Raw genomic sequence first — 13776 nt, 5'->3', positions numbered from 1 at the left:
AAAAAATGCAATTATTGAATTTAGACTCAAAAGTTATTAACTTCATGTCAATTCGCCGTTACTCGGGTGCGTTGTCAATACTTCTTATCATTGCTGCTTTAGGCTCGTTTGTAACTAAAGGCATGAATTGGGGCTTAGACTTCACCGGTGGCAGTTTGATAGAAGTTTCATTTGAAAAAAGTGCTGATTTAACGAAAATACGCAAAGTTATGGATGACATTGGCTTTGGTGATGCGACGGTCCAAAATTTTGGGTCAAGTAAAGACGTATTAATTCGTTTAGCTCCTCAAAAGAAATCTCAAGGTGAAGCGAACGGCGAAAAGATCACAGCCGCTATGATTGGTGATGTGATTATGTCGGCGCTTCAAGAAATGGACTCAACAGCGGTAAAGCGTCGCATAGAGTTTGTTGGACCAAGTGTTGGTGATGAACTTCGTGATCAAGGCGGATTAGCAATGCTTACAGCGCTAATTTGTATACTTATATATGTTGCACTGCGCTTTGAATGGCGTTTTGCATTAGGTTCAGTATCAGCTCTTGCACACGATGTAATTATTACTCTTGGATTATTCAGTGCCTTAGAGATTGAATTTGACTTAACGGTATTAGCTGCAATTCTGGCCGTTATTGGTTATTCACTTAACGACACCATAGTTGTATCAGACAGGATACGTGAAAACTTCAGAAAGTTACGCGAAGGTTCGCCAGAAGAGATCATCAACGTTTCTTTAACACAGACACTTAATCGTACTATGGTAACGTCCATTACAACTGCATTAGTTTTAGTGGCCTTGCTTGTTGTAGGTGGTGAACTTATCAAGGGATTCGCAACAGCATTATTATTCGGTGTAGTAATAGGTACGTATTCATCGGTATATGTCGCTAGTTCAATCGCTTTAAGCTTAGGTATTAGTAAAGAAGACTTAATGCCGACAGTGGTAGAAAAAGAAGGCGAAGACCAAGATCAAATGATGCCTTAATCATTTAATCTAAACATTTCTAAATTTATAAAACGCCTTAACGGGCGTTTTTTTGTTTTTAAATAGTGTAATCATGCTGACTGAGATTTGTCCGCGGTATGAAACTATGAAAGTAAACAATCTTAAATGAAATGATTGTAGAAGTGTAAATGCGCTAAAAGTGTAAATGTCATCATGTAATTTTTAGGTATAAAAAAAGCAGCCTGAGCTGCTTCTTTTATATACTTTCCGGCATCCTAAAACTGAATCCTTCAGTCCGTCTTCCTTATAGGCTCCATGCTATCAATTCCATTGAAGTCCAGCTCCTTGTAATCCTTAATATCCCTATTAAAGCTCCTTGCTTTCCCCTTTCTATCCTTAACGCATCCTACGTATCCAATCCTTTTCTTCCTGGCATCCTGCCTTCCTTATTCCTTTCCGTTAGAATTATGCTCCTGCACTCCTAACAAATTCCTTAATCGCATCCAGCGGTTCCATTCCCTGTGTGACAAATCCTGTTGCACTCTCGTCGTTAAGTGCTGTCTATATTATCGAGAAATTTAAATCTAAGAATAATGAAAAAGATAAAATAATTATTTGTTAAAATTTTAATATTTAAGTTAAACAAAAAATATTTTTAAAACAAAGGGTTATGGCCTTGCGGGTGATCAATTAAGCGGTATTTTCCGTTAAGTCTGTAATACTTGTGAGATATGTCTTACAAACTTTCGGGCGATCTGTAGTTTATTGTTATACTTAAACCTCAGGTATAACCTTACTACTTTACCAACTAGGACCTAAAATGGATGTAGATTTTGTTTACGACACACATAAACGAGTACACCTTGTTGATATTTCCGGAGAACATGTAGCCGTCGCAAACTTTTTAAATTCTGTTTTCTCACCTGCAAGAAAAGAGACAAGAGATATTGAACTACTCATAACGCAAATAGAGCAACAACTTCCATCGATACTATACAAGGAGTGGACTCTAAGCATTGATGGAGATGACGTAACCATACAACACAACAGTTGCTTTGATCAAGATACCGAACGCACCGAAGATACTAGTATTATGGATTGGGAGCTAAAGTCTAGTTGTAGCACCACAGATCTAACGGAGCTACTCATAAATTGGGTCGATTTTATTGAGACTACATAGTGCGACAGGTATCTATCAGTTTTTATAAAATTGGATATTTTTTTGGACCGCTGAGCGCTCAGAATTACCTGTACTATCGTAGTTAATACCGACAGTTATCTGACCATTATTGTTTTTTTGCCAAACAATATGCGCAGCGAGCTCTAGCGGTTTAGTTTGCTGATATTCAGCTAGAGTCTTCTGAGGTAGTCTCAATTCCAAAGTGATTGGCTCGTTATCAGTTAAATCTGGAATAGCTCTTGTTAGCAGCGCGCCAACGCCATTTTCACTAATGTAATTTGATACACCATCTAACTGACCGAACTTACCTTTAATTCGAATTAGACTGTGTGCCTGAACGCGTAGGCTACGTCTTCGTTCATTGTTAGCTCGTGTCGTGGACGATGACTCTGTTGCTTCCTCTTTATCTATAATTAGTCCAGACAGTTGGCTTTGAAGATTAGAGGTCAGATTATTTAATGTAGTGGATATATTTGCCGAGTTACTAATCTTTAAACTATTCATAGAAATGGTTAAAAACAGTGAATGTAACTGAGTATTTAACTCGTTGAAACTGTCTATTTGCTCGTTTACAACTTCTTCGATGCTTTTATTTAATTCGGAAGTGGTAATGATATCTGCTTGCATAATTTGAACGGCGTTTGCTGTTTCGGTGATTTGAGTTTGGCTTTTGCTAATGTTATCCACTAAGAACTTCATTGAAGATTGTGCATTGGTCACTTTGGACAGCAACTCATCTAATATTTCAGTAATTTGCTCCGCTGAATTCTGCGATCGAACCGCTAAACTACGAACTTCATCTGCTACAACGGCAAACCCTCTGCCTTGTTCACCGGCTCTCGCCGCTTCAATAGCAGCATTCAGTGCTAATAAATTTGTTTGTGATGCGATATCTTTGATCGTACTTAAAATAGAATTTATATTTCGGCTAAACTCGACAATCTCTTCGACTTGAGTTGACGTATCACCAATGTTTGTAGATACAGCCGTTAGTTGTTGAACAGATTGATTTAATGAAATTAGGCTCTTATTCGCCTGATGTTCGGCAGTTTCTGATTTACTATTGGCTTGGTGTGCAATGTTTTGAACTTGCGTTGCCACTTTATGCACCTTGCTTGTAGCAAGATTAATTTCTTGTTCTTTGGCTTTTTCAGCCTCACTCATAGACTCTATTTCATTGGATATTGCAGCAATTTGAAATGCTGATTGGCCCATGTGAACCGTAGAGGATTCTACATTTGTAAGAATAGAATTTAGCTTTTTTAAAACTAAATTAAAGTGAGCTTCAAGCGCGCCAATTTCATCTTTGGAATGAATAATTACGGTTTTGGTAAGATCACCACGTTCTATTGCCTCAAGCGACTTTAGCAAAGTTAAAATAGGCGCAACAAAGATCTTTGCCACCACCATAATAATAAAAAATTGTAAACTAAATTGCAGTAACGAATCCCAAATTGAATTAACGTAAAAAGACTCTAATTGTCTTTGCATTTGACTATGTAGATCTGGGTTTGACGTTGATGATTCAACTAAGCTGATTAGACGTTTTAATTCATTGGACGCAATAATGCGATTATAAATAGTCGTGATCATTGCAATGGCCATAAAGCCAAGTTGCAACTTCCACCTTAGGCTTAGATTTAACCAAAAAGATTTCATGCCGTTTAATTCTTATTATTTTTATTTTTGAGAGGGCTAGTATAAATGTCGACCAAAAAACAGATTACTTTAGTTGGCTGTTAAAAAGCAAAGTAAATGATAGGCTGTAAGAAAATAAAAAGCCCCAACAAATAACCTCGTTGGGGCATACAATTCATAAAAAATTGTTAAATAGGCTTACGCTTAGTGAGCGTGGCCACAACCGCCGGCACCGTGCACGTGACCGTGTGCGATTTCATCTGCAGTAGCCGCACGAACTTCTAAAATTTCAACATCAAACTTAAGGTCAACACCGGCTAATGGATGGTTGCCATCAACGGTAACCGACTCATCATCTTTGTCGACAACAATGACTGTTTGCTCGCCATTATCAGTGCTCGCGCGTAACTGCATGCCAATTTCAACCTCAAAATCGGCAAACATCTCGCTGCCTACACGCTGCACTAAACCGTCCATTCGAGGACCGTAAGCATTTTCTGCATCTACGGCTACTTCAAAAGTATCGCCTTTCTCGTGATCATTTAATGCGTTTTCTAACCCTTCAATTAAAAACTTAGAGCCTTGGATAAACACCAATGGATCGTTGTCATATGAGCTATCAATTAGGTTATCTTCTTTGTCTTTAACTGCATAATGCATAGTGACAACTGTGTTTTGTGCGATCTTCATAAGGATCCTTAGTCTTGTTCAAGTGAGTATGGGAGAGGTAATAAACGCAGTTGTTCATCATTCTCATAGTCTAAATAAATTGTGTCGGTTAAATCTGTATCGTTTGGCAACACCAGTTGAAATACTGTTTTGCCATTAAAAAAGGCACTGTTAATAACTTTACCCGCTGAACGACGATTGCCGTTCATAGCTTTATATACGTCATGACCAGGCGTTAGCTCATATTCGCCATCAATTTCAGCGATATATAGTGCTCGTTTGTTTTTACCTAGATAACGCATTCTAGCAACCATCTCTTGGCCCATGTAACAGCCTTTATTAAACGAGATATAGTTTAGCGCTTGCAGGTTTATCATCTGTGGCACATATTCACCCGAAGTATTGGCAAATAAGTGTGCACGTCCAGACATTACTTCGTTATACCACCAAGAACCGTCATCCTGCTCGCAACCATCAATCATTTGTCTACTTAAAATTAAAAAATGATTCGGTGCTAATTCGATGCTTTTTAGTTCAGAGTGAGCCTCTGTTGTGCCATATAGGTGCCAATTGCTGCTATCATCTGAAATCTCAGTTTTTGAGAAAACGCCGTATTTTTTTAGTTCTGCCAATGACGGCTCGGCACTTTCTTTAGTCATAATAAGATAAATATCATTATCTTGCTCAAACGCAACAAAGGTGGACCAAGCCTTGCCTTTAGCATTGCAATGCGCACCGGCTTGCCAATCATGCTTGCTGATATCATCGACATTACAAGTTACTTGCCCTTGTAAAAAAGAGTGGCTTTGTTCACCGCTGAGTTTTATTACCGCAAATTTTGATAGTGAAACAATATTAGTCATGAGCTTCGGCTTAAAAATTAATAATCTCTATTAATGGGGATGAATTGTGTTAGAACAAGGCTATTTTAGCGAACATCAAAAAACATTGACACCTTTTTGAAAATGCTCGGTATAATCAACAAATCATCGTTAAAGATAGTGAAATGTAAATATGACAGAAGCAAAAGCACAAGTAGTTTACGTAGATAAAAGTGGTAAAAAGTTTCAATTGGACTCTAAACCTAAATTAAAGTGGGCATGCCGACGTGGAATGCTTGAATTAGATGTTTTGCTTGAACCTTTTGTTGATGAAGCCTATGACGCATTATCAAATGATGACAAAGCGTCGTTCCAACGACTATTAGCTTGTGAAGATCCTGATTTATTTGCTTGGTTTATGGGTCACAAACCCTGTGAAGACGAAGCGTTAAATCGAGTATTAAAAATAATCCTGAACCGTGTAAAAGTATCTTAATACCAATTAGCGACTAAACTGTTCGTATGAACAATAGTCGCTCATATTTCCCATCACCAAACTACTCTATTGAATTAGAAATAACAGCCGTTTCAAAATGGCACTTCCTGTACTGTCTGACACTCGCTTTATTATTTGGTTTCGAACTGACACTTATAGCGCTCTTTATTGCATTGCTAAATCGAATGATGCGCAGCAAACCTAAAATACGGAAAAACATTTACGCCCATCGGCTATCAAAAATGTTTGGTGGTTCAGTTGGCCCAGTTGCGTTAATTTGCATGAAAGGGGAACGACTGGAGGACTCTGAGTTGTTATGGCTTTTTAGCGATCAAGTGTCGATCAAGCAGTGGCGACTATTAAATTTATTATTAAAGGCACCGTTAAATGCCTTTAATGAAAGTCATATGCAAAACTAGTTTGGTTCTAAGACGGTTGGGCTTGAACTGGGCAAGGTCTCAGGGTAGTCAATATTGTAGTGCAATCCTCGGCTTTCTTTCCTTGATAGCGCGCTTATTACAATCAACTGGGCAACTTGAACTAGGTTTCGCAATTCGAGTAAATTGTTACTCACTCTGAAGGAAGCGTAAAACTCATCAGTTTCTTGTTTTATTAGTTCAATACGCTTTAATGCCTTATTCAAGCGGCGATTAGAACGAACAATACCAACGTAATCCCACATTAATAGTCTTAGCTCATGCCAGTTGTGACTAATTAAAATATCTTCAGCAGATGTAGTAACTAAGCTTTCATCCCAATTTGGAATGCACATATCATTTAACGGCTCGTCTAAATTAGCCAATATTTGTTCGGCGGCACCTTGAGCAAAGACAATACACTCTAATAAGCTATTACTCGCCATTCTGTTTGCACCATGTAAACCCGTGTAAGCTACCTCACCGATGGCAAATAAATTATCGATGTCGGTTTTTCCTGTTAAATCCGTCATTACACCACCACAAGTGTAATGAGCTGCGGGAACAACGGGAATTTGTTCTTTAGTGATATCAATGCCTACTTTTAAACATGCAGCATAAATAGTAGGGAAGTGATCCAAAATGAACTCTTCATCTTTGTGAGTAATGTCTAAATACATACAATCTGCACCTAAACGTTTCATTTCAAAATCGATAGCTCTAGCTACAATATCTCTTGGCGCGAGTTCTGCTCGATCGTCAAAGTCCGGCATAAATCGGCTACCGTCAGGTCGTCGTAACTTTGCACCTTCACCTCGCATGGCCTCGGAAATTAGGAAGTTCTGTGCCTTCTCGTGATAAAGGCTAGTTGGGTGGAATTGATTAAACTCCATGTTTGCCACTCGACAACCCGCACGCCACGCCATCGCAATGCCATCACCACTGGCGATATCTGGATTAGAGGTATACTGGTACACCTTGCTTGCGCCGCCTGTTGCCAGTGTGATGAACTTGGCATGAACAACTTCAACTCGCTCTTCATTCCTGTTCCATACGTACGCACCATGAACTTTGTTATTTGCGCTTGCCGATGACTTATCTAGTTTTGGAGTAGTAACTAAATCTAGTGCGTTAAAACGCTCAAATAAACGAATGTTGGGGTGAGCTTTTACACGATCTAATAACGTGGTTTGAACTGCTTTACCAGTGGCGTCAGCAGCGTGTAATATTCTTCTATGGCTATGGCCGCCTTCTCGAGTTAGATGATATTTGCTCGCGCCGTCTGGACCGGTTACTTGATCAAATGGAACTCCTTGATCAATTAACCACTGCATCGATTCTTTTGCATGACTTGCTGTATGAATAACAGCTTGCTCGTCACACAGCATGCCACCCGCAATTAACGTATCTTGAACATGAGACTCAATGCTGTCATTTTCATCGAACACTGCAGCTATGCCACCTTGAGCATATAACGTAGATCCCTCTTTTAATGCCGACTTACTTAAAATTATTACTTTGGCTTTATCGGCAATGCTTAACGCTAAGGTTAAGCCGGCGGCACCGCTGCCAATTACCAAACAATCTGTGAAGTGTTGCGTTTCATTCGACATTAAAAATTTACCAATTTAGTCATTGTGTTAAGCTCATGTACGTCTATTTTATAAAAAAAATCAAAAAAAATAGAACTTTTTAATTATTACGCAGTCATAGAGACAGCAAAACGCGATATTAGCAGACTTAAGTCGCTAGCTAAAACTGGGAGTAGTGCTCGAAATGAGCGAGCAGAGTAAAGATTTAGGATTAGTCAGAAGAGCGCAAGCAGGCGAAAAAGCGGCATTTGATTTATTAGTACGTAAATATCAAAATAAAATTATTAGTTTGGTATCCCGTTACTTGGGTAACAATGGCGATGTTCAAGATGTTGCTCAAGATGCTTTTATCAAAGCATACACTGCTTTACCTGGATTTAGAGGTGAAGCAGCATTTTATACTTGGCTTTATAGAATTGCGGTAAATAGTGCAAAAAACTATTTAATGGCAAGAGGTCGAAGACCTGCCAATGTAGATGTGGATGCAGAAGGCGCGGAGTATTATGAAACAAATGAAGCGCTACGTGAAAATGCGTCGCCAGAGAGCTTAGCGCTTACTGACGAAATAAAACATGTAATTTTCAATACCATTGAAGAGTTACCTGAAGAGCTTAAAGTAGCTATTCAGCTAAGAGAAATCGATGGTATGAGTTATGAGGAAATAGCAACTGCAATGGGATGCCCGATTGGTACCGTTCGTTCACGAATATTTCGTGCTCGTGATGCCATCGATGCTAAATTGGAGCCGCTACTTGAAAACCGTTAAATGGAGCCGTTCGTAATTATGACGAATAAACACCAAGAACCTATATCAGCTATGTTAGATAACGAGTTAACTAATTCTGAATTAGATAAAGCGTTTAATAACATAAAAGATGATCAAGACTCAGTCCAAGCATTTGGCCGTTACGCCTTGATCGGTGATGTGCTTAGAAAAGAGCAAGAGTTAGTTATAGACGATACTTTTGCAAATAGCATTCAAGCAGCAATTGCGGACATAGAGCTACCTATGGTGGATCAGTTGGATGAAGGTAATGTAGCGTCGATAGCTAAACATCCGAAGTGGTATCAACGTGTGAGCCACAAAGTAGTGCAGTTAAGTCAACACAAGGCGTTAAAAGGTGGGGCACAATTTGCCATTGCAGCATCTGTTGCGTTAGTAGCAGTTGTTGGGGTAAGCAATATGGAGCCTGGGCAAGATAAGTTGACATCGCCAGTACTCAGCCCTGTGCCATTAGTTCAAGGATTGTCACCGGTGTCATTATCAAGTGATAGTTTCAAACAAAAGCCGACGGCGAATCAAGTGACTCAGTCTCGTATTAATGCGTTAATGGCGGATCATCATCAGCAATTAAGATCGACAGATGATCAAGTTAAGCCAGAGAAAGAAGAGCAAGACATCGAGCAGTAAACATCTAACAAATGTTTTAAACTCTAGGAGCCTGTGGTGTTATCATTTAGTTGTGATGTCATCGACAGGCTTTTTTGTATCTACCGTATTCATAATTGGTTAGGGAATTGTATTTAGTGCGTACTTTATTTTTAGTGTTTTTTGTTTGTTTTAGTCAACTATCATTGGCAGCGACGCCTAAGCTAGATGTGTTGAATGCTGGTTTACCTAACGCCAGTCCAACAACACTTGAGTCTGCAAATGGTGAAAAGATTAATGCAGCCTACTGGCTAAAACGATTACAAACCGCCTTAACCGAAAGTAATTTTGAAGCAGGTATAGTGACCATTAAAGGCAGTAAGACCGAGTCCTATCAATGGACACATGGCTTCTTTTCGGAAGAGTCCGGTAAATCTGTTGAAATTGAAAGGGTCTCGCCACTCATCGGCAACGGGATCGCTATTATTAGAAAAAATGACACCCTATCTTATTTTGAAGCGAATAAAGAACCTTATTCAGTAAAAGGCACCAGCATTCGTAACTTTATTCCAGCAATATTTTATAAGGATTTTAGCTCATTGGCCGACAGTTATCAGTTTGTTTTGGTGAGTAAAAGTCAAATAGCAGGACGTTCAGCACAGCTGATTCGAATTGAGTCCGTGGCCAAAGAAACTTATAACTTTTGGGTGTGGATTGATGTTATTAGTGGTTTGCCTTTGAGATTAGCTTATATCGACGAGAAGGGCGACGTAGTTGAACAAGTGTTAATGACACATCTGTCTTATTTAACCGAACCAAATGATGAAATTAGAAAGTTAGCATCGTTAGATTTGCCAAAGGTACCAAATGCGGCGGTTGCGATGAATCAGCAAACCAATAATTGGCAAATGGGTTACGTCCCTAAAGGTTTTGAGTTACTTAAAAGTGACCGTCATCATGTTTCAATCAATAGAGAAGTGGCCGATTACTATTTATATAGCGATGGTCTTGTCGAGTATTCGGTATATGTTCAACGACCAATAGAAAGCTTTAACAGTCCGCTTGTTTTGCAAGATGGCGCGACTTCTTTTGTTATGGTTCATGCTGACGGCTACGACGTGACTGTAGTGGGAATGATGCCAGCAGAAACTGCATTTAACATAGCGATGGGTGTGAAAAGCAAATAACATGATTAAAGAGTTAGGAATTGTTATTCAGCAGAACAACGAGACCATTTGGGTAGAGACCGCAATAAAATCTACTTGCAAGTCATGTGCAGCCAAAAGTAACTGCGGAACGAGTAGCATTGCCGAGGCCTTTGCAGGCAAATCTGTGATTAACGAAGTCGCCAACACGTTAGACGCTAAATTAGGCGATGAAGTTGAAATTGGCATCCCTGAAGAAAGTTTGATTCAAGGTGCTTTTTGGATTTATTTAATGCCAATTTTTGTCGCATTACTATTTTGTTTAACAACTCAGTATTGGTTACCTAGATTCATTGAAGTTAATGAAGGCTTGGTGATTTTATCGACATTCTTTGGTGGCTTTATCGGATTCTATTGGGCAAAGCAAAAGTTAGCGGCGATGCCAGAAGACAAATACCTTCCGCAATTGTTATCAATTAAACCGCAGAGTATTGCGATTAAATCTATTGATAGCTAAATATCGATTAAAAAAGTGGAGTGGCAGTAGATAAACGTGTAAAATTGCGCCCTTTTTACGCAGCTTTAAATTAGAAGCGAGTCTGAGATTTATCAAAGATCGTCGCTAAAGCTAATCAGCGTCAGCATTAATTCGCTTATATTCAGAGACTAACAATTTGATTAGTCCCTAACGGCAACAGGTAAAATACAGTAATTTATGAAGCATATTCGCAACTTTAGTATCATCGCCCACATCGATCACGGTAAATCAACGTTATCAGATCGCCTTATTCAGCATTGTGAAGGCTTGACCACTCGTGAGATGAAAGCCCAAGTACTTGACTCGATGGACATCGAACGCGAGCGCGGCATTACGATAAAAGCACAAAGTGTAACGCTTAATTACAAAGCCAAAGATGGCGAAATTTATCAGCTAAACTTCATTGATACGCCAGGACACGTAGACTTTACTTATGAAGTCTCTCGTTCATTGGCCGCTTGTGAAGGCGCGTTGCTTGTTGTTGATGCTGGTCAAGGTGTTGAAGCTCAAACGGTTGCGAACTGTTACACAGCGATCGAAATGGACTTAGAAGTTCGTGCAATCCTAAATAAAATTGACTTACCTCAAGCTGATCCATTGCGTGTTGCTGAAGAGATTGAAGACATCGTTGGCATAGACGCTGTTGATGCAGTGCAGTGTTCGGCTAAAACAGGACTCGGTATTGAAGATGTTCTAGAAGACATAGTTACAAATATTCCACCACCGGTTGGAGAGCCTGACCAGCCAGTTCAAGCTTTGATTATTGATTCATGGTTTGACCCATACCAAGGTGTTGTGTCTTTAGTTCGTATCAAACACGGTAAATTGAAAAAAGGCGATAAGATTAAAGTGATGTCGACGGGTGAATCTCACCAAATTGACAAAATTGGTATCTTTACGCCAAAACAAACAGATACCGGTTCTTTAGGTACAGGTGAAGTTGGTTTTATTATTGCTGGAATCAAAGACATTTTAGGTGCACCAGTAGGTGATACATTAACGACAACCGTTAATCCGGCTTCAGCGCCGTTACCTGGTTTCCAAAAAATTAAACCTCAGGTTTATGCCGGTGTTTTCCCTGTTAGCTCAGACGACTATGAATCATTCCGTGATGCATTAGGTAAATTAAGCCTAAATGATGCGTCATTATTTTATGAGCCAGAGAGTTCAACAGCCCTAGGTTTAGGCTTCCGCTGTGGTTTCCTTGGTATGTTGCACATGGAAATTATTCAAGAACGTTTAGAGCGTGAATATGACTTAGATCTAATCACAACAGCGCCAACGGTAAACTACGAAATTCTTAAAAAGAATAATGAAGTGATTTCAATTGATAGCCCTTCAGAATTGCCTGCACTTAATGACATTGCAGAAATTAGGGAACCAATTTGTAAAGCGGACATCTTAGTACCACAAGAGTATCTTGGAAACGTGATCACCTTGTGTATTGAAAAGCGCGGAACACAAACCGCAATGAGCTATCACGGCAAACAGGTATCGGTGAGCTATGACTTGCCAATGGCCGAAGTAGTGATGGACTTTTTCGATAGATTAAAATCGACAAGTCGTGGTTTTGCATCGTTGGATTATAACTTCACTCGTTTCCAAGAAGCCGATATGGTTCGAGTTGATATATTACTGAACGGTGAGCGTGTTGACGCATTAGCGATGATTTGTCACCGTGATTTCGCTCAAACCCGTGGTCGCCAATTAGCGGAGAAGCTAAAAGAGTTAATTCCACGTCAAATGTTTGATATCGCTATTCAGGCTGTTATTGGCGTGCACGTTATCGCTCGTACCACGGTAAAACAGTTACGTAAAAACGTAATAGCCAAGTGTTATGGCGGTGATATTTCACGTAAGAAAAAGCTACTTCAAAAGCAGAAAGACGGTAAAAAACGTATGAAACAAGTGGGTAATGTTGAATTACCACAAGATGCGTTTTTAGCGATTCTTAAAGTTGGCAAGTAGTAGGTTTGCAAATAATGAATGTGCATCATATAAAGATTAGTCGTTAAATTAAGGAATAAGTCAGTATGGCAGGGCAATTCGCGATATTTTTAGTAATAGTTACATTACTTTGTGGTGTGATTTGGTTGTTAGACGCAAAGTTGTGGGCACCCGCTAGAAATGCGAAAGCGCTACAGGCACAAGCTTCTGCTGGAGGGAGTCTTTCAGAGGACGACTTAGCAACACTAACCGAGCAGCCAGTTATTGTTGAAACTGCACAATCAATATTCCCAATACTGGCGCTTATTACAATTTTTCGCTCATTCCTGTTTGAACCTTTTCAAATACCATCAGGTTCTATGATGCCAACCATGCTGGTTGGCGACTTTATTCTAGTTCAAAAATACGCTTACGGAGTTCATGACCCTGTATGGCGTAAAGAGCTAATTGCAACGGGGCAACCTGAACGTGGTGATATTGCGGTCTTTAAATATCCTTTGGATGAGCGTTTAGATTATATAAAACGAGTTGTTGGCACTCCTGGCGATAGAGTTATTTACAAGAACAAGCAATTGTTCATACAAGCAAGCTGTGAATCGAGTCCAGCAAATTGTGACAAGTTGACTAGAATTGAGCTTAGTAAAGAAGCAGAAGGTGAATTTGAATCAATGGGGATCCCGTTGATAACGGCAAAAGAAAAGTTAGGTGATGTTGAACACAACATATTAATTAACCCTGCATACCCAGATATGGCTCAGAGCTTTTATGCTCAGCCAGGCACTCGACAAGGTGAATGGATTGTGCCAGAAGGTTATTACTTCATGATGGGTGATAACCGCGACAATAGTACGGACAGTAGATACTGGGGCTTTGTTAGTGAAGATCAAATGGTTGGCAAAGCGGTATTCATTTGGATGAGTTTTGTCTTTAATGATGGAAAAATTAGTTGGCTACCAGATTTTATACCAGTCGATATTCGCTTCTCACGCTTAGGTGGCGTGCAGTAACAGTTTAAGAAGAGTAA

14 protein-coding genes are annotated in these 13776 nt (G+C 39.5%); 10 read left to right on the top strand and 4 right to left on the bottom strand.

The features are described from left to right. Nucleotides 1-5 precede the first annotated feature (5 nt). Nucleotides 6-980: a protein translocase subunit SecF gene (gene secF / locus ACZ1GV_RS10530; RefSeq protein WP_210561425.1), complete on the top strand. Its 975-nt coding sequence runs from the start codon at nucleotides 6-8 to the stop codon at nucleotides 978-980. Between the two features lie 781 nt (nucleotides 981-1761). Next, nucleotides 1762-2121, top strand: a complete 360-nt coding sequence (locus ACZ1GV_RS10525) for a YacL family protein (RefSeq protein ID WP_472674130.1) — start codon at nucleotides 1762-1764, stop codon at nucleotides 2119-2121. 15 nt (nucleotides 2122-2136) lie between these two features. Here the strand turns inward: ACZ1GV_RS10525 and ACZ1GV_RS10520 are convergent, their stop codons facing one another. The 3 genes from ACZ1GV_RS10520 to ygfZ form a co-directional block, all read right to left on the bottom strand. Beyond that, nucleotides 2137-3780 (bottom strand): methyl-accepting chemotaxis protein, encoded by a 1644-nt coding sequence (locus ACZ1GV_RS10520; RefSeq protein WP_472674129.1) that lies wholly within the window; start codon nucleotides 3778-3780, stop codon nucleotides 2137-2139. A 183-nt stretch (nucleotides 3781-3963) separates the two neighbouring features. Beyond that, nucleotides 3964-4449, bottom strand: a complete 486-nt coding sequence (locus ACZ1GV_RS10515; protein ID WP_472674128.1) for an FKBP-type peptidyl-prolyl cis-trans isomerase — start codon at nucleotides 4447-4449, stop codon at nucleotides 3964-3966. An 8-nt stretch (nucleotides 4450-4457) separates the two neighbouring features. Next, nucleotides 4458-5291: a CAF17-like 4Fe-4S cluster assembly/insertion protein YgfZ gene (gene ygfZ, locus ACZ1GV_RS10510; RefSeq protein WP_472674127.1), complete on the bottom strand. Its 834-nt coding sequence runs from the start codon at nucleotides 5289-5291 to the stop codon at nucleotides 4458-4460. A gap of 151 nt (nucleotides 5292-5442) precedes the next feature. Here ygfZ and ACZ1GV_RS10505 point away from each other — a divergent pair, with 151 nt between their 5' ends. After that, complete coding sequence (locus ACZ1GV_RS10505; protein ID WP_472674125.1) at nucleotides 5443-5745, top strand: FAD assembly factor SdhE; 303 nt, start codon at nucleotides 5443-5445, stop codon at nucleotides 5743-5745. Nucleotides 5746-5771: 26 nt separating this feature from the next. Continuing rightward, nucleotides 5772-6164 (top strand): hypothetical protein, encoded by a 393-nt coding sequence (locus ACZ1GV_RS10500; protein WP_472674124.1) that lies wholly within the window; start codon nucleotides 5772-5774, stop codon nucleotides 6162-6164. On the opposite strand, the gene nadB is transcribed toward ACZ1GV_RS10500, so the two are convergent. Continuing rightward, on the bottom strand, nucleotides 6161-7774 hold the full coding sequence (gene nadB / locus ACZ1GV_RS10495; RefSeq protein WP_472674123.1) for an L-aspartate oxidase: 1614 nt from the start codon (nucleotides 7772-7774) through the stop codon (nucleotides 6161-6163). The two genes, ACZ1GV_RS10500 and nadB, sit on opposite strands and share 4 nt — an antisense overlap. A gap of 163 nt (nucleotides 7775-7937) precedes the next feature. On the opposite strand from nadB, the gene rpoE reads away from it, so the two are divergent. The 6 genes from rpoE to lepB all read left to right on the top strand — a co-directional run bounded on the left by rpoE (nucleotide 7938) and on the right by lepB (nucleotide 13759). Further along, nucleotides 7938-8519 (top strand): RNA polymerase sigma factor RpoE, encoded by a 582-nt coding sequence (gene rpoE / locus ACZ1GV_RS10490; protein ID WP_210561445.1) that lies wholly within the window; start codon nucleotides 7938-7940, stop codon nucleotides 8517-8519. Nucleotides 8520-8537: 18 nt separating this feature from the next. Next, a complete protein-coding gene (locus ACZ1GV_RS10485) occupies nucleotides 8538-9164 on the top strand; it encodes a sigma-E factor negative regulatory protein (RefSeq protein WP_472674122.1) in 627 nt (208 codons plus the stop codon). Nucleotides 9165-9280: 116 nt separating this feature from the next. Further along, nucleotides 9281-10309, top strand: coding sequence for a MucB/RseB C-terminal domain-containing protein (locus ACZ1GV_RS10480; protein ID WP_472674121.1), 1029 nt, complete (start codon nucleotides 9281-9283; stop codon nucleotides 10307-10309). 1 nt (nucleotide 10310) lies between these two features. Next, nucleotides 10311-10784 carry a SoxR reducing system RseC family protein gene (locus ACZ1GV_RS10475; RefSeq protein WP_472674120.1) on the top strand — a complete coding sequence of 158 codons (474 nt, stop codon included), beginning with the start codon at nucleotides 10311-10313 and terminating at the stop codon, nucleotides 10782-10784. A gap of 198 nt (nucleotides 10785-10982) precedes the next feature. Beyond that, entirely contained in the window at nucleotides 10983-12773 is a 1791-nt protein-coding gene (gene lepA / locus ACZ1GV_RS10470) for a translation elongation factor 4 (protein WP_472674119.1), read from the top strand. 65 nt (nucleotides 12774-12838) lie between these two features. Beyond that, nucleotides 12839-13759, top strand: a complete 921-nt coding sequence (lepB, locus tag ACZ1GV_RS10465) for a signal peptidase I (protein ID WP_472674118.1) — start codon at nucleotides 12839-12841, stop codon at nucleotides 13757-13759. Nucleotides 13760-13776 lie beyond the last annotated feature (17 nt).

The organism is Psychrosphaera sp. HA2-10, from assembly GCF_055693745.1.
The sequence above is the reverse complement of the archived record's forward strand: the minus strand, read 5'-3'. Positions and strand labels throughout refer to the sequence as shown.

What these genes read in the sequence shown, in the direction of transcription:
- ACZ1GV_RS10525 (WP_472674130.1), top strand. Translation starts at nt 1,762, where the DNA reads ATGGATGTAGATTTTGTTTACGACACACATAAACGAGTACACCTTGTT.
- ygfZ (WP_472674127.1), bottom strand. Translation starts at nt 5,291, where the DNA reads ATGACTAATATTGTTTCACTATCAAAATTTGCGGTAATAAAACTCAGC.
- rpoE (WP_210561445.1), top strand. Translation starts at nt 7,938, where the DNA reads ATGAGCGAGCAGAGTAAAGATTTAGGATTAGTCAGAAGAGCGCAAGCA.
- lepB (WP_472674118.1), top strand. Translation starts at nt 12,839, where the DNA reads ATGGCAGGGCAATTCGCGATATTTTTAGTAATAGTTACATTACTTTGT.
- ACZ1GV_RS10505 (WP_472674125.1), top strand. Translation starts at nt 5,443, where the DNA reads ATGACAGAAGCAAAAGCACAAGTAGTTTACGTAGATAAAAGTGGTAAA.
- secF (WP_210561425.1), top strand. Translation starts at nt 6, where the DNA reads ATGCAATTATTGAATTTAGACTCAAAAGTTATTAACTTCATGTCAATT.
- ACZ1GV_RS10485 (WP_472674122.1), top strand. Translation starts at nt 8,538, where the DNA reads ATGACGAATAAACACCAAGAACCTATATCAGCTATGTTAGATAACGAG.
- lepA (WP_472674119.1), top strand. Translation starts at nt 10,983, where the DNA reads ATGAAGCATATTCGCAACTTTAGTATCATCGCCCACATCGATCACGGT.
- nadB (WP_472674123.1), bottom strand. Translation starts at nt 7,774, where the DNA reads ATGTCGAATGAAACGCAACACTTCACAGATTGTTTGGTAATTGGCAGC.
- ACZ1GV_RS10520 (WP_472674129.1), bottom strand. Translation starts at nt 3,780, where the DNA reads ATGAAATCTTTTTGGTTAAATCTAAGCCTAAGGTGGAAGTTGCAACTT.
- ACZ1GV_RS10500 (WP_472674124.1), top strand. Translation starts at nt 5,772, where the DNA reads ATGAACAATAGTCGCTCATATTTCCCATCACCAAACTACTCTATTGAA.
- ACZ1GV_RS10475 (WP_472674120.1), top strand. Translation starts at nt 10,311, where the DNA reads ATGATTAAAGAGTTAGGAATTGTTATTCAGCAGAACAACGAGACCATT.
- ACZ1GV_RS10515 (WP_472674128.1), bottom strand. Translation starts at nt 4,449, where the DNA reads ATGAAGATCGCACAAAACACAGTTGTCACTATGCATTATGCAGTTAAA.